Annotated in this window: 21 protein-coding genes; 8 read left to right on the top strand and 13 right to left on the bottom strand. The window is 67.0% G+C overall.

Annotated elements, in window-relative coordinates; genetic code table 11:
* Positions 1-87 precede the first annotated feature (87 nt).
* Complete coding sequence (locus AC1DDG_RS13725; protein WP_476876476.1) at positions 88-1,617, top strand: amino acid permease; 1,530 nt, start codon at positions 88-90, stop codon at positions 1,615-1,617.
* Positions 1,618-1,693: 76 nt separating this feature from the next.
* On the opposite strand, the gene AC1DDG_RS13720 is transcribed toward AC1DDG_RS13725, so the two are convergent.
* Positions 1,694-2,527, bottom strand: coding sequence for an IclR family transcriptional regulator (locus AC1DDG_RS13720; protein WP_476876475.1), 834 nt, complete (start codon positions 2,525-2,527; stop codon positions 1,694-1,696).
* Between the two features lie 360 nt (positions 2,528-2,887).
* Between AC1DDG_RS13720 and AC1DDG_RS13715 the strand changes: the two genes are divergently transcribed.
* Positions 2,888-3,142, top strand: a complete 255-nt coding sequence (locus tag AC1DDG_RS13715) for a hypothetical protein (protein ID WP_476876474.1) — start codon at positions 2,888-2,890, stop codon at positions 3,140-3,142.
* A 43-nt stretch (positions 3,143-3,185) separates the two neighbouring features.
* Positions 3,186-3,380, top strand: coding sequence for a helix-turn-helix domain-containing protein (locus tag AC1DDG_RS13710; RefSeq protein WP_230119582.1), 195 nt, complete (start codon positions 3,186-3,188; stop codon positions 3,378-3,380).
* Positions 3,381-3,433: 53 nt separating this feature from the next.
* Here the strand turns inward: AC1DDG_RS13710 and AC1DDG_RS13705 are convergent, their stop codons facing one another.
* The 3 genes from AC1DDG_RS13705 to AC1DDG_RS13695 form a co-directional block, all read right to left on the bottom strand.
* Positions 3,434-4,351: a hydroxymethylglutaryl-CoA lyase gene (locus AC1DDG_RS13705; RefSeq protein WP_476876473.1), complete on the bottom strand. Its 918-nt coding sequence runs from the start codon at positions 4,349-4,351 to the stop codon at positions 3,434-3,436.
* Positions 4,351-5,622: a CaiB/BaiF CoA transferase family protein gene (locus tag AC1DDG_RS13700; RefSeq protein ID WP_230119580.1), complete on the bottom strand. Its 1,272-nt coding sequence runs from the start codon at positions 5,620-5,622 to the stop codon at positions 4,351-4,353. Before AC1DDG_RS13700 ends, AC1DDG_RS13705 begins: the two co-directional genes overlap by 1 nt.
* Before the next feature lie 117 nt (positions 5,623-5,739).
* Positions 5,740-6,537 (bottom strand): IclR family transcriptional regulator, encoded by a 798-nt coding sequence (locus AC1DDG_RS13695; RefSeq protein ID WP_476876472.1) that lies wholly within the window; start codon positions 6,535-6,537, stop codon positions 5,740-5,742.
* A gap of 259 nt (positions 6,538-6,796) precedes the next feature.
* On the opposite strand from AC1DDG_RS13695, the gene AC1DDG_RS13690 reads away from it, so the two are divergent.
* The 3 genes from AC1DDG_RS13690 to AC1DDG_RS13680 all read left to right on the top strand — a co-directional run bounded on the left by AC1DDG_RS13690 (position 6,797) and on the right by AC1DDG_RS13680 (position 9,699).
* Positions 6,797-7,636: an ABC transporter ATP-binding protein gene (locus AC1DDG_RS13690; RefSeq protein ID WP_230119578.1), complete on the top strand. Its 840-nt coding sequence runs from the start codon at positions 6,797-6,799 to the stop codon at positions 7,634-7,636.
* Positions 7,633-8,478 carry an ABC transporter permease gene (locus AC1DDG_RS13685; RefSeq protein WP_476876471.1) on the top strand — a complete coding sequence of 282 codons (846 nt, stop codon included), beginning with the start codon at positions 7,633-7,635 and terminating at the stop codon, positions 8,476-8,478. Before AC1DDG_RS13690 ends, AC1DDG_RS13685 begins: the two co-directional genes overlap by 4 nt.
* Positions 8,479-8,619: 141 nt before the next feature.
* Positions 8,620-9,699 carry an ABC transporter substrate-binding protein gene (locus tag AC1DDG_RS13680; RefSeq protein ID WP_476876470.1) on the top strand — a complete coding sequence of 360 codons (1,080 nt, stop codon included), beginning with the start codon at positions 8,620-8,622 and terminating at the stop codon, positions 9,697-9,699.
* Between the two features lie 171 nt (positions 9,700-9,870).
* Here AC1DDG_RS13680 and AC1DDG_RS13675 read toward each other — a convergent pair whose 3' ends face one another.
* Positions 9,871-10,494 (bottom strand): flavin reductase family protein, encoded by a 624-nt coding sequence (locus tag AC1DDG_RS13675; protein WP_476876469.1) that lies wholly within the window; start codon positions 10,492-10,494, stop codon positions 9,871-9,873.
* 24 nt (positions 10,495-10,518) lie between these two features.
* Positions 10,519-11,271 (bottom strand): 3-hydroxybutyrate dehydrogenase, encoded by a 753-nt coding sequence (locus AC1DDG_RS13670; RefSeq protein ID WP_476876468.1) that lies wholly within the window; start codon positions 11,269-11,271, stop codon positions 10,519-10,521.
* 131 nt (positions 11,272-11,402) lie between these two features.
* Between AC1DDG_RS13670 and AC1DDG_RS13665 the strand changes: the two genes are divergently transcribed.
* Positions 11,403-12,308: a LysR family transcriptional regulator gene (locus tag AC1DDG_RS13665; protein WP_476876467.1), complete on the top strand. Its 906-nt coding sequence runs from the start codon at positions 11,403-11,405 to the stop codon at positions 12,306-12,308.
* Positions 12,309-12,344: 36 nt separating this feature from the next.
* On the opposite strand, the gene AC1DDG_RS13660 is transcribed toward AC1DDG_RS13665, so the two are convergent.
* The 3 genes from AC1DDG_RS13660 to AC1DDG_RS13650 all read right to left on the bottom strand — a co-directional run bounded on the left by AC1DDG_RS13660 (position 12,345) and on the right by AC1DDG_RS13650 (position 16,422).
* The gene (locus AC1DDG_RS13660; protein ID WP_476876466.1) at positions 12,345-13,265 is read right to left on the bottom strand and encodes a spermidine synthase; all 921 of its coding nucleotides are present in this window, start codon (positions 13,263-13,265) and stop codon (positions 12,345-12,347) included.
* 101 nt (positions 13,266-13,366) lie between these two features.
* Positions 13,367-14,935 (bottom strand): D-glycero-beta-D-manno-heptose 1-phosphate adenylyltransferase, encoded by a 1,569-nt coding sequence (gene rfaE2 / locus AC1DDG_RS13655; protein ID WP_476876465.1) that lies wholly within the window; start codon positions 14,933-14,935, stop codon positions 13,367-13,369.
* On the bottom strand, positions 14,932-16,422 hold the full coding sequence (locus tag AC1DDG_RS13650) for an aldehyde dehydrogenase family protein (RefSeq protein ID WP_476876464.1): 1,491 nt from the start codon (positions 16,420-16,422) through the stop codon (positions 14,932-14,934). Before AC1DDG_RS13650 ends, rfaE2 (AC1DDG_RS13655) begins: the two co-directional genes overlap by 4 nt.
* A 229-nt stretch (positions 16,423-16,651) precedes the next feature.
* Here AC1DDG_RS13650 and AC1DDG_RS13645 point away from each other — a divergent pair, with 229 nt between their 5' ends.
* Complete coding sequence (locus tag AC1DDG_RS13645) at positions 16,652-17,851, top strand: glycosyltransferase family 9 protein (protein WP_476876463.1); 1,200 nt, start codon at positions 16,652-16,654, stop codon at positions 17,849-17,851.
* Here AC1DDG_RS13645 and AC1DDG_RS13640 read toward each other — a convergent pair.
* From AC1DDG_RS13640 to AC1DDG_RS13625, 4 genes are all read right to left on the bottom strand, one after another.
* The gene (locus AC1DDG_RS13640) at positions 17,817-18,518 is read right to left on the bottom strand and encodes an SDR family oxidoreductase (protein ID WP_476876462.1); all 702 of its coding nucleotides are present in this window, start codon (positions 18,516-18,518) and stop codon (positions 17,817-17,819) included. The two genes, AC1DDG_RS13645 and AC1DDG_RS13640, sit on opposite strands and share 35 nt — an antisense overlap.
* A 43-nt stretch (positions 18,519-18,561) precedes the next feature.
* The gene (gene rfaE2, locus AC1DDG_RS13635) at positions 18,562-19,926 is read right to left on the bottom strand and encodes a D-glycero-beta-D-manno-heptose 1-phosphate adenylyltransferase (protein WP_476876461.1); all 1,365 of its coding nucleotides are present in this window, start codon (positions 19,924-19,926) and stop codon (positions 18,562-18,564) included.
* Complete coding sequence (locus tag AC1DDG_RS13630; protein ID WP_476876482.1) at positions 19,923-20,555, bottom strand: D-sedoheptulose-7-phosphate isomerase; 633 nt, start codon at positions 20,553-20,555, stop codon at positions 19,923-19,925. Before AC1DDG_RS13630 ends, rfaE2 (AC1DDG_RS13635) begins: the two co-directional genes overlap by 4 nt.
* A gap of 89 nt (positions 20,556-20,644) precedes the next feature.
* Complete coding sequence (locus AC1DDG_RS13625) at positions 20,645-21,898, bottom strand: glycosyltransferase (protein WP_476876460.1); 1,254 nt, start codon at positions 21,896-21,898, stop codon at positions 20,645-20,647.
* Positions 21,899-21,912: the final 14 nt, after the last annotated feature.

The following is a 21,912-nucleotide window of genomic DNA, read 5'->3' as shown; positions in this document are numbered from 1 at the left end:
ACGAACTGCCCGTGAGCCTCATCACAGCTTCGCCAAACATGGTCTGCTGGATAGCGATCCCCCTCCCAATGACGAGAAGGTATTCGCATGCAACAAGCCCCAACAGCAACCAAGCCGGCACTGGACGGAACCGACGGAAAACCCGCCGGGACCGCTGGCACAGCAGTCAGCGCCGCCGTCGAAACCGTTCTGCACCGTGGTCTCAACGTCCGCCACATCCGTTTTATGGCCCTGGGATCGGCAATTGGCACGGGACTGTTCTACGGCTCCGCTTCCGCCATCCAAAAGGCCGGGCCGGCCGTGCTGCTGGCCTACATGATCGGCGGCGCGGCGGTCTTCATGGTGATGCGCGCCCTCGGAGAAATGGCCGTGCGGCATCCCGTTTCCGGCTCCTTCGGCCAGTACGCCAGCCGGTATCTGGGCCCGTTCGCCGGTTTCGTGACCGGCTGGACCTACGTCTTCGAGATGGCGATCGTGGCCATTGCTGATGTCACGGCATTCAGCATCTACATGGGCTTCTGGTTCCCGGAGGTTGAACGCTGGATCTGGGTCCTGGCCATCATCTTCTTCCTGGCCGCACTTAACCTGCTGAGCGTCAAGGTTTTCGGCGAGTTGGAGTTCTGGTTCTCCCTGATCAAAGTCGCGGCCATCATCGGCATGATCGCCGGCGGCGCCGCCATCATTGTCTTCGGCTTCCACACCGGAGGGTCCACGGTGGCTCCCGGGCTGGGCAACCTCGTCGAACACGGCGGCCTTTTCCCCAACGGCTTCGAAGGGCTCCTGGCCTCGTTCGCCGTCGTGATGTTCGCCTTCGGCGGGATCGAAACGATCGGCATCACCGCCGGTGAAGCGGCCGACCCCAAAAAGGTGATCCCGAAGGCCGTCAACACCGTACCCGTCCGCGTGCTCCTGTTTTATGTGCTGACCCTGGGTGTGCTGATGAGCCTGTCTCCGTGGAACGAAATCGGCAGCGGCGGCAGCCCGTTTGTACAGATCTTCAGCGGGCTGGGCATTCCGGCCGCACCGCACATTCTTAACGCAGTGGTGATCACGGCGGCGCTGTCCGCGATCAACAGTGACATCTTCGGGGCCGGGCGCATCCTGTTCGGCCTGGCGCGCCAGGGCCACGCCCCACAGAGCTTCGCGAAGGTGTCCCGCCACGGGGTGCCGTGGATGACGGTGGTGATGATGACCGGCATTCTGCTGGTGGGCGTGGTCCTGAACGCCGTCATTCCGGAGGACGTCTTCGTGCTGATCGCCTCGATCGCCACCTTCGCCACAGTGTGGGTCTGGGTGATGATCCTCGCCTCCCATGTCGCGATGAAGCGCGAGATCGCCCGCAGCGGCCTGCCGGCGTCGGAATTCCCTTCCCCCTGGTGGCCCGCGGCGTCGGTCCTGACCATCGGCTTCATGGCCGTGGTGATCGCCGTCCTGGGAGTTTTCGAAGACACCCGGGTGGCGCTTTACGTGGGCGCCGTCTGGCTGGGCCTGCTGTTGCTGGCCTACCGCTTGTGGGTCCGCGGCCATGGCCTGGCCCGCGCGGAGCTCGTGGATGAGACCGCGTCCCTCCCGGTTGTGGACGCGGCCAGCGCATCCTCCACACACGCCCGGCGGTAAAACGTTCCGCCGGGCAACGCACAGGCGCCCGGCCGCGGGCTGCACAGCTGCCGGCCATCGCCCGCCCGGCGCAGTACTACTGCGCCGGGCGGCCGTGGATCCGGACCGACAGCTCGTTGGCCACCCTCTGCACCCGGGCGGCGAGCGCCGGCCACTGGTCCGCCGGCAGTTTGTCCTCGAGGAACGTGACGGCGACTGCCGCCGTCGGCCATCCCAGGTGATCCGTGACGGCGGCGGCGATGGAGCCGAAGCCCGGCGTGACTTCACCATGTTCCGTGGCATAGCCGCGCTGGCGGACCTGGTCAAGATGCGAGGACAGCGCCGAGTACTTCATAATGGCGCCCTCCACCTCGTGCCTGGCGCTGAACGCGGCAGCGTTCGGATAGAGCGCCCGCACCTGGGACTTCGGCAGCGCGGCAAGGATGGCACGGCCGCTGGCGGTGAGATGGCTCGGAAGCCGGACGCCGACGTCGGTCACCAGCGACGGCCGGTTCTTGGCCCGCTCCTCCACGATGTACAGGACGTCGCGCCCGTGCAGGACCGCGAGGTGCGCGCTTTCGCCGATCGCGTCCACGAGCGAGGCCAGCACCGGCCGCCCCAGCCGGGACAGCGGTTCCTGCCGCGAATACGCGGAGCTGAGCTCGAAGGCGCTGATGCCGAGGCCGTAGCGCTGCTCCTCGTGGAGGTGCAGGACGAAGCCGTTCGCCTCCATCACGCCCAGGAGGTGATAGACGCTGGAACGCGGCAGTCCCAGGGCGGTGGCAATGTTCGACGCCGCCATCGGCCCGCGTTTGGAGGCCAGCAGTTTGAGAATGCGAAGCGTATTTTCTGCCGCCGGGACTTTCGTCGCCGCCTTCGCCGCCTTTGCCGGAGCCGCTGCTTCCCTTTGCAGGGGTACGACCGCTGTCATTTTTCCTCCGTCGTTCAGGTTCCGGAATGAAGTCGAGTCCGGGATACCGTACTTAATCGTGCACCTTCCGCCGGGTCTAAGTACTAGGCTGTGGCGCCGAGGTGTCTGGAATACCAGACGGCGCTCAGCGGAGCATCCGCCGCCGTTCGGCCGCGACGGTCTCCAGAGGCAGGTAGTACCCAGGAGAGCAAGTGTTGCCGCTGGGAAAATTGGGGTAGTTGCTACTCGTGTGCCTCTTGGGTGCGCTGTCTAGTGTTGTTCCCACGGTGCACCCCGGCTTGGAGAACTCTCCGACAATCGCTACCGGATCCGCACCGCCAGTGAATCGACGAATGGTCACACTGCGAAGGAGTGGTTCCGATGACCCAGTTCACCGCCGAAGCCCCGGCTGCCTCCATCCGAGCCGGACGGCTGTCCGGTTTCCTGAGTAAAACCCTGAGCCGCGCACGGACGGCGGCCATCCCCTACAAGATCGGCGACGCAGTGGTGGCCGATGACCCATTCAACGGCCGGCGGGAAGGCATCGTGGAGCTGAGGAACGGCAATTCCGTGGGGTTGAGGTCCTCCGGACGCGTGTACTTCTACGATTACCGGCAGCTGAGGCGGCCGGAGTAGCCGAGAGCGTCCCGTCCCGGCCCCACAAAGGAGTGCGTTTTCCATGTCCATTGCAAACTTACCCACCGCCTATCTGACCATCGCAGAAGTCGCGGCGGCGATGCGGGTGTCGAAGATGACCGTCTACCGGCTGGTCAAGTCCCGGACGCTGGCCTCCGTCCGCTTCGGGAAGTCCTACCGCATCCCGGAATCGATCGTGGAGGACTACATCCGGCAGTCCGGCGCACCGGCAGATTAGCAGACCTGCTGATTAGCGCACCGGCTGATCAGCGGCTCAGGCTGTTCAGCGGTTCAGGCAGCCTTCGGAAAGACCCCCGCGCCCGCTAGCCCGGAGCGTGGCGCCGTCCCCACTTTGGCGCAGATCCAGCGGCCGAGTTCCGTGGCGCGCACCGGATCAATGGACGTTTCGAACCCGGCACGCCCCAGCATCCACGCCAAGTCCTCGGTGGAGACGTTGCCGGCGGCACCGGGGGCAAAGGGGCAGCCGCCCAGGCCTCCTACCGCGCTGTCGAACACCCCGACGCCGGCCGCCATCGCCGCGTACGTATTGGCCAGGGCGGTGTGGCGTGTCTCGTGCAGATGCGCCCGCAGCCGCACGTCGGTTTCCGAGCGCAGCCCGGCAAACACTTCGCCGACCTGCCACGGGACGGCGCAGCCAATGGTGTCTGCGAGCGCGACCTCAGCCAGCATCGCGCGCTGCAGTGCGCTGCGGACCACCGAGAGGGTCTGCTCCTGGGACACGTCGCCCTGGTAGGGGCAGCCAAATGCGACGGCGGCCGTCACTGTGAGCGGAATCGAAGCCGCGGCGGCGATCGAGGATACTTCCTCCAGGGAGTCGAGGGCTGCGACCACGGTGGTGTTCTGGTTTGCGGCGGCGAAGGCGTCCGTCACCGGCAGTACGTAGTTCATCTCGTCCACGCCCGCGTCAACGGCACGGACGGCACCCCTGGTGTTCAGGACCAGCCCGATGAAGCTTGCACCGGTATCGCGGGGCACGCCCGCCATGACCGCATCCGCGTCCGCCATCTGCGGGACTTTCCTTGGGTTTACGAAGCTGACGGCCTCAATCCGGCGGGCACCCAGGGAGATGAGCTCGTTGATGAGCCGCAGCTTGTCCTCGGTGCTGACGGGCACCTTCTCGTTCTGAAGTCCGTCCCGGGGACTGACATCCACAATGGAAACGGACCGTGCGGCCTGTACATCGTTCATCAGATGGCACCTTCGTCTTTGGCGTCCTGCAGTTCCTTGTCGGAGAGCCCGAGCAGCCCCTCGTAAATGTCCCGGTTGTGGGAGCCCGGCGTCAGCGGGCCGCTCCAGCCGATCTGCCCCGTGCTCCGCGTCAGCCTGGGAATGATTCCGGGCTGGACCACGGTACCCAGCTGTTCGTCCGGTACGTCCACCAGCATTCCCCTCGCGCGAAGCTGGGGATCCTCGAAGATGTCCTCGATGCTGCTGACCGGGCTGTTCGGTACGGAGTGCCGGTCCAGGAGCGAGGTCAGCCCGTCATGGCTATAGCCGGCCGCCCATTCGGCAATCAGCGATTCCAGTTCTTCCTGGTGCGCGCCCCGCGCCGCGTGGTTGCTGTAGCGCGGGTCCGACGTCAATTCGGGGCGTCCCATGGCGGCAGCCAGCCGCACGAAGACCGAGTCCTGGTTTGCGGCAATCACCACCCACTTGCCGTCACTGGAACGGAAGATGTTCGACGGCGCGATCCCCTTCAGTCCCGAGCCGCTGGGTCCCGGGACGACGCCGGTCGCCGCGTAATCGGGCACGGCGCTTTCCAGAAGTGAAAAGCATGCTTCCACGAGGGACACGTCCACCACCTGGCCCGTTCCTCCCCGCGCGTCCCGCCAGTACAGGGCCAGCAGAATGCCCTGCAGGGCATAGAGCGACGCCAGGCTGTCCCCGAGCGAGATGCCAGTGCGCGGAGGTGCCTGGTCGGGATAGCCGTTGAGGTAACGCAGCCCTCCCCGGGCCTCGGCCACCGAAGCGTATCCTGGCTTTTGCGCATCCGGTCCCGTCTGGCCATAGCCGGACACCCTGGCAATGATGAGCCCGGGATTAACCTTCCAGAGTTCCTCGGGGGCAAGGCCAAGCTTCTCAAGCGTGCCGGGACGGAAGTTCTCCAGGATCACGTCAGCTTCCTGGCAGAGTTCCAGGAAAAGCTCGCGTCCGCGCGGCGATTTCAAATCGAGCGTCACGCACTTCTTCCCGCGGGACTGCACGGACCACCAGAGCGTGTGCCCATGAACCCGGGCCCTGCCCCATTCCCGCATCGGGTCCGGCCTGTCGGGCGATTCGATCTTGATGACTTCCGCACCGAAGTCGGCAAGTTGACGGCCCGCGAAGGGACCCGCAATCAGGGACCCGAGTTCAAGGACACGCACGCCGGCCAAGGGCCCGGGGGCATGCCGCATGGCGGGCTCGGTGGCAGTGCGGGGCTCGTCGCCTCGCGTGCCGGTCTCGGAAGCGTTCACCATTGGGGACTCCTGTTCTGCCGGCGCCGGCAAAAATCCGTGGCAGGCGTCACAGATTGGGTTAGCAGGGAGCCTATTGAGCAGTTCTCCTCGGGCGCCAGACTATTTCATATTGTGGACCTAAATCCACGATGTGGATAGCCCCTCCTGCGGAATTGTTCCCCCGATAACCCGCGTAGACTCTTCCGCCGCGGCAAGAACGGGCTCAACCCAGGAGGCGCAGACGTCGTACGGCATTCTCATGGCGGGACCCATGACAGTGAGCGCCCCATACAGTTCGGCCTGTGGCCCAAAGATCGGGGCCGAGATTCCGCTCGCGCCAGAGACGCGCTCGCCGGTGGTGATGGCGAACCCGTCAGCCTTGGTCCTGGCGACTGCTGCCTCGAGGTTTGCGGCGTCAGTGATGGTCTGGTCCGTCAGCGAGCGGAGCCCGGAGCGGTAGACCTGATCGGCCACGTCCGGGTTCCACGCCAGGAGGACGCGCCCTGCGGCACCCACGTGCAGCGGCATGATTTCGCCCACCTGCACCACCCTCCTGAGCATTCGCCGCGTCTCCGCCAGCGCTATGCATACCCGCTTTCCCTGCGACTCCCGGAAAACGCAGGCAGTCTCACCGAGGTCATCACGCAATCTCCGCAGCACGGGCGTCAGCAGTTCAAGGAAGTCCAGACCCTGGGTGGCCGGGGCGGCCCAGTGGGCCATCCGGACCCCCACGCGGAATCTGTCCCCGTGCCGGTCCAGGATGCCCTCCTGGACCATGTTCGCCACGAGGCGCTGGACGGTTGAGTGGGGCACGCCGGTCGCGGCCCGGATCTCGGCCAAGGACAGCTCTGGCTGGGCGAGGGAAAAAGCGTCCAGGATGGACGTGATCTTCCGGAGTACCAGCAAAGGCGTCGCCGATGATTCGTTGGGGCTCATGGACAAAGTGTATGAGCCCGCGGTTCAGGCGCCGGCCCATTGGTCCGCTTGGCCATCAAACTCCCGCCGGCCGTTGAGTGTGACCCGGGTTACTGCTAGCATCAGGTCCACATCATGATGGTGAACCCACGATGTGGCAATCCAGGCCCAGCTCGTCAAAGCCGACGCGGCGGGGCTGGAGTCGACGCACAAAATGTCCGACCGAGTAAGAATCAGCAGCGATAACAATCGGCCACCCCCGGCCGGAAAGAGTGCAATGATGCCAGCTGCACAGGCAGACACGTCAACGTACGCGGTGGAACTCACCGGGTGCACCAAACAGTTCCCCACGCCCGGGGGTGAGACCTACTTCGCCGTCCGCGACATCAACCTCAAAGTCGAGCCCGGCAGGTTTGTCTCGATTGTCGGTCCCACCGGTTCCGGCAAGTCCACCATCCTCAACATGGCGGCGGGGCTGCTGAACCCGAGCACAGGCGACGTGAAGAGCTTTGGGGAACCCGTGAGCGGGGTCAACCGACGGGCCTCGTACATGTTCCAGCAGGACCCCCTCCTGCCGTGGAAGACGGTGCTCGACAACGTGAGCCTCGGTCTGACGATGGCCGGCGTGCCGAAGGCGGAAGCCCATTCGGAGGCACGGCGCTGGCTCGAGAAGGTTGGCCTCAAGAATTTCGCAGATCGCTATCCGCACCAGCTCAGCGGCGGCATGCGCAAGCGCACAGCCATCGCGCAGGCCTGGATCGTCAACCCGGATGTCCTGCTTATGGACGAACCATTTTCAGCACTCGACGTGCAGACCCGCCAGATCATGGAGAACGAACTCCTTCAGCTGTGGCAGGAATCTGGCAAGGCCGTCGTCTTCATCACACACGACCTGGACGAAGCCATCGCCCTTTCCGATGAAGTGGTGATCCTCGGGGCGGGTCCCGGAAGCACCGTGGTGGGAAGCTACGAAATCGACATCCCGCGCCCCCGCGACCTGCTCGACATCCGTGATGACCCGCAGTTCGTTGCCCTGCACCGCGAGATCTGGGGCAGGTTGAAGATCGAAGTCTCAAAGACGTACGAAACGGCAATGGCGGAAGAGGGCGAAGTCGCGTGACTCTCGTGGGATCAAAGAAAAACGGGCTTTCGGCGGCGCTGGACGGCGGCACACGCCGGCGTGCCCGCAGGACCGAGATGTCCCCGCTGGCGATGCGAAGCACGCAACTCCTCCTCACCCTCGCGGTCCTCGGCGCCTGGGAGCTGTCCGTGCGGGCCGGGATCGTGGACGAGTTCTTCTTCCCGCTTCCGTCGGATATCTTCCAGACCGTCTGGGTCTGGGTGTCCTCAGGATTCGTCTTCCCGCATCTGTGGATCACCATGCAGGAGGCCATCCTCGCCTTCCTGGTGGGGGCTGCCGCCGGGCTTCTCCTCGGCTTCGTCCTGGCCCGTGTGCGTTTCCTCGAGCGTCTGCTGGACCCGTTCCTGCAGATGTTCAATGCCCTCCCCCGCGTGGTGCTGGCCCCGATCTTCCTGCTCTGGTTCGGCCTGGGAATCTGGTCCAAGGTCGCGTTCGGCTTCACGCTCGTGTTCTTCATCGTCTTCTTCAACACCCTTGAGGGCGTCAAGAGCGTTGACCGGGTACTGGTGGACAATGCACGGATGCTGGGGGCATCCGAGAAGCAGCTCCTCCGCCACGTTTTCATCCCCAGCGCCCTGACCTGGATTTTCTCCAGCCTGCACATCAGCGTGGGCTTTGCCATCACGGGCGCCGTGGTGGGCGAATACCTCGGAGCGTCTGCCGGTGTTGGCTACGCGATCGCCCAGGCACAGGGCGTCTTCGACACCAAGGGCGTCTTTGCCGGGATGTTCATCCTGATGATCGTGGTCCTCATTATCGACCTTCTCGTCAACCGACTTGAGCGGCATCTGCTCCGCTGGCGCCCCGTGCAGTCTTCGTAGACAGTGCAGTCTTCCTAGACAGTGCAGTCTTCCTAGACAGCCCAGCCGTCCTGGACCGTCCAATCGTCCTCAACCGCTAAGAGGCGTCCGGAGTCTCGGCGCCGAAACCAATCCACTATCACTGCCTTGAAGGGACCCCCGATGACACAGAACGAAAACCGGCAAAGGCGCCGCGGCCTCATCCGGCCGCTCACCCTCATCGCCTCCGTTGCCCTGGCCCTGTCTGCCTGCGGCGCTCCGGCCGCGGCGCCTCCCGGTCAGTCTGGCAGCGCGGCGGCCGGTGGTGCCGGCAGTTCCAAGGTGACCATCGGTATCGGTGGCCAGACGCTCCTGACGTACCTCCCCACGACGCTCGCGCAGGAGCTCGGCTACTACCAGGAGGAAGGCGTGAACGTCGAGCTCCAGGACCTGCAGGGCGGCTCGAAGGCGCTGACGGCCATGATCGGCGGCAGCACCAACGTGACCAGCGGATACTACGAGCACACCATCCAGATGCAGGCCAAGAACCAGAAGATCAAGGCGTTCGTGGACATGGGCAGGTCCTCCGGGCTGGCACTGCTGGTCGCACCGAAGAACGAAGGCAAGATCAAGACCCTTGCCGATCTCAAGGGCAAGAACGTAGGTGTGACGTCCCCGGGGTCGTCCACGGACATGTTCATCAAGTACCTCCTCGCCAAGAACGGGTTGCAGAAGACGGATGCGGCGGTGTCCGCCATCGGCGCCGGTTCATCGGCGGTCGCGGCCGTGGAGCAGGGCCAGGTCGATGCGGCCGTCATGCTCGAGCCGGACGTGTCCGTGCTGACCAAGCGGATCGGCCACGACCCCGTGATCCTGGAGGACGTCCGCACGGCCGACGGACTCAAGGAAGTCTTTGAGACTGATGCCTGGCCGTCCTCCAGCCTCTACGCCAAGACCGACTGGCTGGACGCGAACAAGGAGACGGCCGGCAAGCTCGCCAAGGCCATCAAACGGACCCTGGAATTCATCGACGGGCATTCCGGCGAGGAGATCGCCGCAAAGATGCCCGAGAAATTCGCCGGCGGCGACAAGGCCCTTTATGCCAAGGTGATCGAGGACCTGAAGAAGACGCTCAGCAAGGACGGCGCCTTCACCGAGAATGGCGTCCAGGCCGTGCTGAAGACCCAGCAGGTGGCAAATCCGGAAGTCGGAAACAAGGACATCAAGCTGGAGGAAACCTACACGAACGAGTTCGTGAAGTAGGACCGCCCTGCAGAGGCACCGAGTGGGCCCGTCATTCGGAATCGGATGACGGGCCCACTCGCTTTGAAAGCCCGACGGCGGCCCGCACGGCAGGCGTGCGTCAGGCGTCCAGTTCGTCCCGGCGTCGCAAGTTCAGGCGTCCGGTTCATCCAGGCGTCGCAAGTCCCGGTGTTAAGAGTCCCGGCGTTGAAAGTCCCCAGGCCAGTCAGACCTGCGGATCCGGCCCAGCTCCTGGACCGGCCCGAGGTGCCCCCATTCATCGCGCCCGAGCCGCGCAAGCGGTCCGAGGAGATCGATCCGGGGATGGTCGCCCTCCAGGACGTCCGCGGAGATGGCGGCATGGGTGACCTCGCCGAACACCAGGACGCAGTCGCCCATCGCGAGCGTCGAATGCAGCCGGCACTCGAGGGCCACGGGGGACTCCGCCACCCGCGACACACCGACCGTCAGGCCAGGCTCCCGGGTCACGCCGGCGGCGTCGAACTCGCTGACTTCCGGCGGGAAGTTGGTGCCGGTCGCGTTGACCTCGGCCATGAAATCAGCCGGCGCAAGGTTCACCACGAACTCACCCCGCGCCGAGATGTTCCGCAGTGAGTCCTTCCTGCCCACCGAGGTGAACTGGATGATCGGCGGGGTCACCGACGCGACGGTGAAAAAGGAATGGGGAGCAAGATTGTCCACCCCCTCGGCGGACGTGCTGGATACCCAGGCGATGGGGCGGGGAACAACAACGGCCGTCAGGAGCCGGTAGAACTCGGCGGACGGCATCCCGGCGGGACTGAAATCCTTGCGCATGGTCCCAGCCTAACGGCCGGGTTTTTACCGTGCCGACCAGCCGCCGTCCATGGTGTAGCTTGCGCCGGTGACCATGCCGGCGTCGTCGGAGGCCAGCCAGGCCACGAGCGAGGCGACTTCCTCGGGCTCCACGAGCCGCTTTACCGCCGACTCGGTCAGCATGACCTTGGCGAGGACTTCCGACTCCGGGATGCCGTGGACCTTGGCCTGGTCCGCGATCTGCTTTTCGACGAGGGGGGTACGGACATACCCGGGATTGATGCAGTTGGACGTGACCCCGTGCTCGCCGCCCTCCAGCGCCGTCACTTTGCTCAGCCCTTCCAGGCCGTGCTTGGCGGAAACGTAGGCGCTCTTGAAGGGTGAGGCCCGGATCCCGTGCACGGATGACACGTTGATGATGCGGCCAAAGCCGTTGGCGTACATGTGCGGCAGGGACGCCCTGACGAGCAGGAACGGTGCTTCAAGCATGAGCCTGAGGATCCGGCGGAAGGCTTCGGGCTCGAAGTCCTCGATGGGGCTGATTTGCTGGATGCCGGCGTTGTTCACCAGGATGTCGCAGTCGAGGCTCAGCGCCGCGAGGGCGTCCACATCCAGGAGGTCCACAGCCCATGCCGTGCCGCCCAGCTGGTCGGCGAGGGCCGCGGCGCCCGCTTCATCCACGTCAGCCACCACTACCTTGGCTCCCCTCGCGGCAAGCTCCCGCGCACACGCTGCACCGATGCCGCTGGCACCGCCGGTCACCACGGCCTTCCGGCCGCTAAGGTTCTTTGCGTTCATGGTCTGCTCCTCACAGTGTCAACGCTGACACGTGCCATGAATCACGGCACTTTCGGTCCACCTGAGTATTGCTGCAGAAAGTTCCGGGTTCAATGGCCAATCCAGCACGCGTTTCGTGCAAAATTGCAGATATGGAAGCCAATCCGGATGATCTGCTGGTGCTGCTCGCGGTGTCCCGCTCGGCGAAATTCACGACGGCGGCACAGGCCTTGGGACTGAACCACACCACCGTTTCGCGCAGGATTGCGGCCTTGGAGAAAGCGCTCGGCGGGCGCGTCCTCTCACGGGCGGCAGGCGGCTGGGAGCTGACCGAACTCGGCGCGCAGGCTGTCATGGTTGCGGAACAGGTCGAAACCGCGGTGCGTGCGCTGGGACCTTCGGGCCGCCCGCCCGACCCGGTGACCGGCGTCGTGCGCATGACCGCGACGGACGGCTTCAGCGCCTACATCGCCGCCCCGGCTGTGGCCAGACTGCGGCGGGACCACCCCGGCCTCAGCGTCGAGATCGTCACCGTCACGAGGCGGGCGCTGCAGCAGCGCTCCGGGCTCGACATCGAGGTGGTGGTGGGCGAACCGCAGGTGCACCGGGCCGAAGCGTTCCGTCTGGGTGAATACGTGCTGGGCATGTACGCCTCCCGCTCATACCTGGAGCAGAACGGAACTCCGGACTCCGTGGAAGCCCTGACCACGCATCCGCTGGTGTACTTCGTGGACTCCATGCTGCAGGTGGACGATCTCGACGCTCCGCGGCGTCTGGTGCCGGCGATGCGGGACGGGGTCAGCTCCACCAACGTGTTTGTACACGTTGAGGCAACCCGGGCAGGAGCGGGCATCGGCTTCCTGCCCTGCTTCATGGGCGACAGGCATGCCGATCTCGTGCGCCTGCTCCCCCAGCACTTCGCCGAACGGCTCCCCTACTGGATGGTGCTGCGGCCGGACTCCATGCGGCGACCGGCTGTCGCGGCCGTGGTCCAGGCATTGCGCGAAGAGGTGACGGACCACCGGGAGTCGCTGCTGGGACGCGGCGGAACTCGCTGATCGCTCCGTAACGGCACTTTCAGGCAAAAACGGCAGTTACGGAGCAACCGTTGGGGCTGCTGGGTCGTGCCGGACCGGCGCCCCCGCGGCGAAGGCGCGCACCTTGTCGTCGTTCCAGATGTGGGCGGGCACCGCGCCGCCCAGGAGCCGGCGTGCCAGCCGGGGGTCATCGTCGAACGGCAGGTCGCTGCCGGCCATCACCATGTTTCCGTAGCGGCGGCCCTTCAGCATGGCGGGATCAGCAATGATCACGGTGTGCTCAAAGGCAGCCGCGATGGTGGCGGCGTCTTGGCGTGCATTCTTCAGGTCAGGGGCATCGCCCGAATTCACCACGTAGATGCCGCCCTGTGCCAGCACGCGCCTGGCATGGCCGTTGAACTCGCTCGTAGTCAGCGGACGCGGCGTCAGCGCACCGGCGAAGACGTCCCGGATGATGAAGTCGCGGGTCTGCGGGGTGAGCGTTTCGGTCACGGCGCGTGCCTCGCCCACACGCAGCCTCAGCAGCGGAGCCTTGGGGAGGTCAAACCAGCCGCGGACGTAGTCGGCCAGCTTCCCGTCCAGCTCCACTACAACCTGGCGGGCGTCGGGGTAGGCGGCGTGGAAGTAGCGGGCCAGGGAACACGCTCCGCCGCCGAGGTGGAGACCTCGCAATTTGGGCCGGGATTCCGGGGGCCAGCGGGATTCGATGAGGGCGGCCATCCAGCGCATATATTCGAAGTCCAGAAACAACGGATCGGCGAGGTCGATATGCGAACTCATGACGCCGTTGATCCGCAGTAGCCAGCCCGTGGAATTGTCCTGGTCCGCAATCAGCTCGCAGTCCCCGGTGTCGATGTAGTAGACGCCCTCGACGGGACCGTCCGGTCGGGCGCCCTTGGCCAGCTCCACCACTCCACGCACCGCTGTGTCAGCCGTTCTGCCGCCGGATTTGCCGCCTGATTTGCCGCGCCGTGCCATTAGTTGTCCGCCGCTTCCGTCATGATGCAAGCCTAGTTGACCTCCGTGCCGCCGGTTGAGCCAGTCGAAACCTCGATCTCGTCAGGCTCGATCAGCGGAGGCTAGGCTTCTGAAACCGCAGCACCCTCGCCGTTGCGGATGCGCTGGACCATGGCCGTGGTTGAACGCTCTGCCACATAGTCCAGAATGGAGACCCGCCCGCCGTAGGCCTCCACGGCCTCGGTCTCGGCCAGCATTTCGGGTGTGTAGTCGCCGCCCTTGGCGTAGATCTCGGGACGCAGCTGCTCGATCAGCGGAATGGGCGTGGGGGTATCGAAGACCGTGACATAGTCCACGCAGCTCAGAGCCGCAATAACGGCCGCCCGGTCCGCCACGCTGTTGATGGGACGGCCTGGGCCCTTGAGCTTGCGCACGGAGTCATCGCTGTTGAGCGCCACTATCAGGATGTCCCCCAGCTGCTTGGCCTGGTTCAGGTACCGGGTGTGCCCGCTGTGCAGGACGTCGAAGCAGCCGTTGGTCAGGACCACCCGCTGGCCGTCGCTGCGGTGGGCACGGATGTGCCGTTCCAGCTCATCTGCCGTCAGGGCGGTGTCCGCGAAGCTCTCGAGGTAGCGCCCCAGCTCGTGCGTGCCGCACACGGACGTCCCCGGGTGATGAACCACAACGTCGGCGGCCGCCTGCGCCAGATCCAGGCTGGCCGTCAGCGGGAGTGAGGCAGCCCGCGCCAGCGTCAGCGCCGCCACGAACGTGTCGCCCGCCCCGGACGCCTGCTTCTCGGTGGCGGGCCGTGCCCAGGTCCGGTGGGGATTGCCGGCGGACGGGATCAGGACGGTGCCGTCGCGGTCGAGCGTCACCACCACTGCCCGCGCCCCCGTGGCCTGCAGCAGCTGCTGCCCGTGCTCCGTGACGACGGCAGCGCGCTCCGGCCCGCCGGTGAGTCGGCGGTCCAGCAACCTTCCGGCCTCCTGGGCGTTGGGCGTGGCGAGGTCCGGTTCCAGCGCCGCCCACGGACGGGGGTCGTGCGCGTCCACCACCACCAGCGGGTCCGGTTCCCGCCGCGAGAGGCATTCTATGAGCCGGGCGCGGACAGGCCCTGCCAGAACGCCTGTGCCGTAATCGCAGATCACCACGGCGTCCTGGCGTTCGACGGCGGCCGGCACCGCCGCGGCGAGCGCCGCCAAAGCGCCGTCCGGAATGCTGGCGGCAGCGTCGTCGAACCGCAGCAGGACCTGGCCGCCGCTGCTGATGCGGATTTTCGTGGTGGTGACGATGCCCGGATGTTCGGTCAGGTGGCTCGTGTCGACGCCCGCGCCAAGCAGCTGGCGTTTCAGTTCCGCCCCGGCGTCGTCCGTTCCGATGATCCCGGCCACGCTGACGCGGGCGCCCAGGGCCGCCAGGTTCATGGCGGTGTTCGCGGCGCCGCCCGGGGAAAATTCGCGGCGGTCGATGTCCACCACGGGGGCCGGCGCCTCCCGGCACATCCGGTCGCTGGGTCCGCTCCACCAGCCGTCGAGTATGAGGTCACCCACCACCAGGACTGCGGGGCTCTCCTCTGCCAGACGCTGCGGAAGCCACGCCGCCAGGCCACGCTGTTCGGAGAGGTCCGGCCAGCTCTCGCGGGGCAGGCCGCCTCCGGCTATGCCCTGCCCCCCGGCTCCCCCTCCCGTCATTGTGCTGCGCCTTCCTCGGCCGCGCCGGGCTCGGCAGCGGACGGCCCGGCGGACGGGCCGGAGCTGGCAGAGACCTCGGCCGAGCGCGGGGCCAGAGGCGGCGGCGCAGCGATGTGCACCACCTTGACCCGGGTAAATTCGTCCAGGAGTTCGGGGCCGTAACCGAAGCCGTGACCGCTTTCGCCGCGTGGCTGGGCGGAACCGCCGGGAGCCCCGCCGAACACTTCATTGACTTTGACTGTCCCCACCGGAAGGACGGCGATTGCCCGCTGGGCGTGGGCGATGCTTCCCGTCAGGACCGTCGCAGCCAGGCCGTAGCGGCCCGCCGCGGCCAGCTCGAGGCCCTCGTCGAAGCTATCCACCACGCGCACCGGAGCCACCGGACCGAAGGTTTCTTCCGCCATGACGTCCATGGTGTCGGTGCAGTTCAGCAGAACGGTGGCGGGATAAAAGGCGCCGGGGCCGTCCGGAACTGCTCCGCCCTCAGCCGCCCGGGCGCCCAGCCGCAGTGCTTCGGCAACATGGCGGTGGACGGCCTCACGCAGGCGCGTATCCACGAGCGGTGCGATCCCGCCGGCACGGTTGCGGTTCCGGGCCTGCTCCGCGAGCGCCTCGCAGAACTTTTCCGCCACGGCCCGGTGGACATAAATCCGCTCCACCGAGGTGCAGATCTGCCCGCTGTTGCTGAAGGCGCCGATGGCGGCCTGCTCCGCCGCCCAGCCCGGATCCACCCCTTCGTCCACGAGCAGCGGATCGTTGCCGCCGTTTTCCCGGATCACGTGGGCCCCGGAGGCGACGGCGGCGCGCACAATGCGTGCGCCCGTGTCGCTGGACCCTACGTGCGCAAAAACGTCAACGGACGCCTGCTGCGTGAGGAGGGCGCCGACGTCGGATCCTCCGGTCAGGGTCAGCAGCACACCAGGCGGGAAGACGGATGCCAGCACCTCCCCGAGCCGTTCCCCCACTCCGGGGCAGCGCTCACTGGGCTTATGGACCGCGGTGTTGCCGGTGACCAGCGCCGCGCCGATCAGTCCGCACGCCACTGCCACAGGATCGTTCCACGGCGTCAGCAGCACGACCACGCCGCGGGGTTCGGCCACCGTGTAGTCGGCCGCGAGCAGGTTGCCCCGCAGGCTGAGGCCGCGGTGCACGGGGCCAAGCTCTGCGTACTGCTCCAGGGTTGAAACTCCGGCAGCAACCCCGGCGAGAGCCTCTTCCGCGGGGCGCCCCGTCTCCCGCGCGTTGATATCCGCCAACTCCGCGGCAGCCCTGCCGAGGGCAGCGGCGGCCGCCCGCAGCAGCTTGCCCCGCTCCGCCGGTGGCGTGGCGGACCAGGCGGGCCCGGCGGCACGGGCCTTATCCACAGCCCGTGCCACATCTTCGGGCCGGGCGGCCGGGAACCTTCCCACGACGTCGCCCGTGCGGGGGTCCCGGATGGTCAGCACGTCGTGGGCAGTGGCCAGGAAACTCTCGGTGGTCGTTTGCATGTGGCTCCTCGCTGGGTTCGCTTGGTACGTGCCTCTATGGAGCAGGTGATCGCCCGACTCGTGATCCCGCCGTCTCCTGACCTCATCCGTACCCTGCCCTTGTCGGTTTACACGCCTGTGCCGTCAGGAGTTTTCGGCGCTGGCGGCCCGGGCAGGCGGGGACTTATGGTGGCCCCACGGGAACCCGCACACCTGACCTGATCCGTCCGTAGCCGAAGGGGCTGACGCCATGGAACACCTCAACCCCGACTTCGGCGGTGCACGCGCCACCGGCTATGGGGTGGGCCCGGTCCTGGAGAGATTCAGCGACGTATCGCGGATCGCCGTGCTGCGCGGTGGCGGCCTGGGCGACCTGATCTACGCACTGCCGGCCGTCTCGGCGCTGAAGGCCGCCTATCCGGAGGCCTCCGTCACGCTGCTGGGCACCCCCATCCACGCAGAGCTGCTGTCCCAGATTGAAGGGCCGCTGGACGAAACGCTGATTCTGCCGTTTGCCGAGGGCGTCCGGCCGGGAGCCGAGGATCATGGCGAGCTGGACCGGTTCTTCGGCGAAATGCGCGCCAGGAAATTCGACCTCGCCGTCCAGCTGCACGGCGGAGGGCGCTACTCAAATCCGTTCCTGCTCCGCCTCGGGGCACGCCACACCGTGGGCACCAGGACCCCTGACGCGGCCCGGCTGGAGCGAACCGTGCCGTACGTGTACTACCAGCACGAGCCGCAGCGGGCGCTGGAAGTGGCCGGGTTCGCCGGGGCTCCGCCCCCTGGGCTGGAGGCGCGCGTCCGTGCCTTGCCGGAGTTCGCACAGCAGCTGGCCCCGAGACTGGACGCGCTGTTCCCGTCCACTGAGGCGCGAGGCACTGTGGTGATCCATCCGGGCGCCACTGATCCGCGGCGCCGCTGGCCGGTGGACCGCTTCGCCGCCGTGGCCAGAAAAGCGGCCGACGACGGCTTCCGGGTCGTGGTGGTCGGTGACCACACCGAAAAGGAACTGGCGGAAACAGTGGTGGAGGCCGCCGTCGGCCACGCCAAGGCGGACTCCAAAGGGGCCCGCAACAGGGCACCGCGGGTGGCTTCCTTGGCGGGCCAACTTGGACTGGGCGAGCTCGCGGCGCTGCTCGCGGCCTGCTGCGCCGTGGTGGCAAATGACAGCGGACCGCGTCACCTGGCCCAGGCACTCGGCACCCCCACCGTGGGCGTCTTCTGGGCCGGCAATGCCATCAACGCGGCACCGCTGGGACGGACCCTGCACCGGATCCATCTCGGCTGGGCGACGCACTGCCCGGTCTGCGGAATCGACATCACCCAGGTGGGCTGGACGGCGCCGCGGTGCCGCCATGACGAATCCACCGTGGAGGCGGTCGCCCCCGACGCGGTCTATGAGGACGTCCGCCAGCTCACGGCCATGAACCTTCCTCCTCGTGGCAGATGAGCATCTCGCGGATCTCGCAGCCCGCGGGCTGTGACAGCACGAACAGGATGGCCTGGGCAACGTTGGCGGGATCGTTGAGGCGGGAATCGTCCTGAGGCTTGTACTGCTCCTCACGGTCGTCGAAAAAGCGTGTCTTCATGCCGCCCGGGATCATGATGGTCACCCCGATCTCGCCACCCGTTTCGGCAGCAAGGGAGTGGCTGAAGCCCACCACCGCGAACTTGGAGGCGCAATAGGCCGTGGCCTCAGGGAGCGCCCGCTTGCCCAGCGTGGAGGCGATGGTCACCACTCTTCCGCGGGAACGCTTCAGATACGGCAGAGCCGCCCGGACCACCGATACCGTCCCCAGAAGGTTGACGCCGATGACGCGTTCCCATTCATCCGCGTCCACATCCTCGAGCTTTCCGCAGCGGTCAATCCCGGCTGCTGTGACCACTGCGTCCAGGCCGTCCAGCGTTTCTGCCGCCTGGCGAACAGCCTCGCTCACCGCCGCACGGTCCGAGACGTCAACTTCGAAAGCCTTCGCCGCCGAGACGTTTCGGATATCCCGGTCCAGCACTACCGGGGTCCCGCCCGCCCGCAGCACCGCATCTACGACGGCGGCCCCCAGTCCGGAGGCTCCGCCTGTGACCAAAACACGGCCGGGCCGAAAAGTCGATTCATTCATGGTGTTCCTTTCGTCGAGACTGTTTCAGGGTTTGTCGTGTTCCTCAGCTGACCTTGGCCAGCGCGTCCGCCAGGACAGACGTGGACCGGGCCTGATGGAACGGCACCGTCACGCACCGCCCGCCCCAGCTTTCGACGAGACCCGCTTCGGGCAGCTGCGATGCCTGGTAGTCCCCTCCCTTCACCCAGATGGCCGGGCGCAGGAGATCCAGGCACGCCTGCGGGGTGTCCTCCTCGAAGACCATCACGGCGTCCACGCATTCGAGGGCAAGGAGAAGCTCGGCCCTGTCTTCCTGGCTCACGATGGGCCGCTGCTCACCCTTGATTCTGTGGACGGACTCGTCCGAGTTCAGGCACACAATCAGGCAGTCCCCCAGGTCCCGCGCCGCCGCCAGGGTTCGGACGTGGCCGGCGTGCAGCAGGTCGAAGCAGCCTCCGGTCGCCACCACGGTTCCGCCGTTCGCGCGCACCCTCCGGGCCAGGGCATGGGCATCCCCGTCCCGCCGGTGCCGCCAGACCGGCCGGTGGCGGTCCGGAAGGGAGGCGACTCCCCCTGCACCCAGGAAATGTGCGGCCTCGTGGATGGCAAGTTCAACGGCGTCGTCGAGGCTGCGGCCTTCTGCCAAGTGCACCGCCAGACTGGCAGCAAGCCTGTCCCCGGCACCGCACGGATCGCTGACGTCGGTCGGCGGCGCCGGGACGATCCGCGGCGAGCGATTCCGCGTTTCCACCAGCAGTCCGCCCCGCTCCCCGATGGTGACGAGCACGGCCCTGACCTGCCAGCGGTCCAGCAGGACACCCCCCGCTTCGGCAATTTCCGCCGGCGTGGCCGCCGAACTGCCGGCTGCCTTGGCCGCCTCGGCCAGGTTCGGCGTAACCACCGCCACGCCCGGCACCGGAGCCGCACCCAAGGGGTGCGGGTCCCACACGATCGGAACGCTGACTGCCAGGGCCGCGAGGAGGGACCGGATTTCCGGATTCGCGGCCAGGCCGCGGCCATAGTCCGCAACGATAATGACTTCCGCCTGTTCAATGGCCGTCAGCATGCCCGCCGTCGCCCCCGGAACGGCCGGGCGACCGCAGTCCTCGTCCACGCGGACCACAGGGTGGCGGCTGGCCCGTACCCGCGTTTTCACAGGCGTCCGGGCACCCGAGGGTCCGGCCACCACCCGTACACCGGCGAGCGCGCCTTCCAGCTCCAGGGACGCGCCGTCGTCGGAAAGCACGGTCACCAGGGTGACGCGGTGCCCGTCATGGGCGAGCATTCGGGCCACGAGCCCGGCGCCGCCCGCCCGCCGCCGGACTTCAGCGATGTCCACCACCGGCACCGGCGCGTCCGGGCACAGCCGGGTCGCCTCGCCCTCCAGGTCCACGTCCAGCAAAACGTCGCCTACCACTGTGATCCTCATCCGCGGTCAGCCTCCAGACCGGGGACGCCGCGGCTCTTCCGGGTGACCTCGGCCTCGAACGCCCGGCACATGGCATGCAGCGCAATCAGATGCCCTTCCTGCGCGTTGGCTGATACGGCGTCTATGGCCACAGCGTCGTCGCAGCAGGCGGCCAGCGGATTTGGCGCCGGCCCGGTAAGCGCCCAGGTGGTCACGTTGAGCCGAGCAGCCGCCTCGGCTGCGCGAAGCAGGTTGGGGCTCTTGCCGCTCGTGGACAGCAGCATGAGGACATCCCCGGACCGCCCGTGCGCCCGCACCTGGCGGGCAAAAAGTTCTGCGTAGCCATAGTCGTTTGCGATGGCCGTCACGGCAGAACTTTCGGCGTGCAGCGAGATCGCCGAGAAAGGCACCCGTTCGCCGTCGAACCTGCCCACCAGTTCGGCTGTCAGATGCTGGGCCTCGGCAGCCGAGCCGCCGTTCCCGGCCGCGAGCAGCCGCTGCCCGCTGAGCAGCCGCTGGGCCAGCTCAACACCCCAGGCCGCCAGCCGGTCGGCCTGGCTTTCAAGCGACCGCAGCGCCGGCAGGACACTTTCCAGATGGATTCTGACAGCCTCCCGGGAGGCCGCTGGGACGGTGATGTCCGGATCCAGTCTCTTCCCTGTGTGCGGGAAACCCGCAGGCCCCGAATCCACCGGTGGCAGGGACGGAAGCTCAGCTTCCTGCAGGGACCATTCCGTTGTCACAGTGCCGCTCCTTCCATCGGTTCCAGGCTGCTGGACTGCGCGGTTCCGGCTATGGCCAGCTGGTACGCCGTTTCAGTTTCCGCCGCGACCCGGCTCCAGGAGTAGCGCGCCTTGGCCCGACGTTCGCCGTTCTGTCCCAGTTTCCCGCGGAGCGCGGGGCTGGACAGTAGGGCTGCCACGGCCCCGGCAATGGCCTCCGGGTCCTTCGGCGGCACGTGCAGGCCAGTTGCGTGGTCCACCACGCTGTCCGTCAGGCCGCCCACAGCTGCCGCCACCACCGGGATTCCGCAGGCCATGGCTTCCAGCGGGACAATGCCGAAGGGCTCGTACCAGGGCGTGCAGGCTACGGCATCCGCGCTCCGGAAGATCCCCGGCATGGCTTCCCGCGGCACCTGGCCACGGAGCTCCACCTGGTCCGCCACACCCAGGTCCCGGGCAAGGTCGAGCAGGCGGCGTGCCTCGGGATCCGGGCCGTCCGCCCCTGCGCCGCCCCCGACGATGAGGAGCTCGACGTCGTCGAAGCCGGCTTCCCGAAGGTACGGCAGGGAGCGGATCACCAGGTCCACCCCTTTCCGCGGGACGAGCCGGCCCACCGACAGAATGCGGTGGGCGCGGGTCCGGGCATCGGCCGGACCCTCGCTGGAGAACAGCTCCAGGTCCACCCCGCACGGCGCAATCGAGACCTTGCCGGTAGCGATCCCCATCGACTTCAGTTCGAAAACCTCGTCGGAGCAGGTGGCAATGATGCGGTCCGCCGACCGCCCCACGGACGGCTCGAGGAAACTGCGCTCCGCCGGGCTCGTGTCATCCGCGCCCTGATACCGGCGTTTGACTGTCCCGAGGGCATGGAACGTCTGCACCACGGGGACCCGGAAACCGGCCGGCCCGCGGCGCGCGGCGTCCAGCGCGGCGATTCCGGACATCCAGAAGTGGCCGTGGACCACGTCCGGCGGCTCGCCGCCCCAGTGAAGGACCACACCGTCGGCGAGCGCGCCCATGAAAGGCAGCAGTTCGTCCTTGGGCACATGGGTGGCGGGACCGGCGTCCACGTGGACCACCTCAAGCCTGGGCTGCACCCGCACCGTTGCGGGCAAATCCGGCGAATCGCGCCTCGTGTAAACCGTTACCCGGTGGCCGCGCCGGGCCAGGGCGATGGAAAGCGCAGCCACGTGGACGTTCTGGCCTCCCGCGTCCACTCCGCCAAGCGCCGCCAAGGGACTCGCGTGTTCCGAAATCATTGAGATCTTCAATGGGTAGTCCTTTC

It is taken from the genome of Arthrobacter sp. 10L430 (assembly GCF_056395245.1).
The sequence above is the reverse complement of the archived record's forward strand: the minus strand, read 5'-3'. Positions and strand labels throughout refer to the sequence as shown.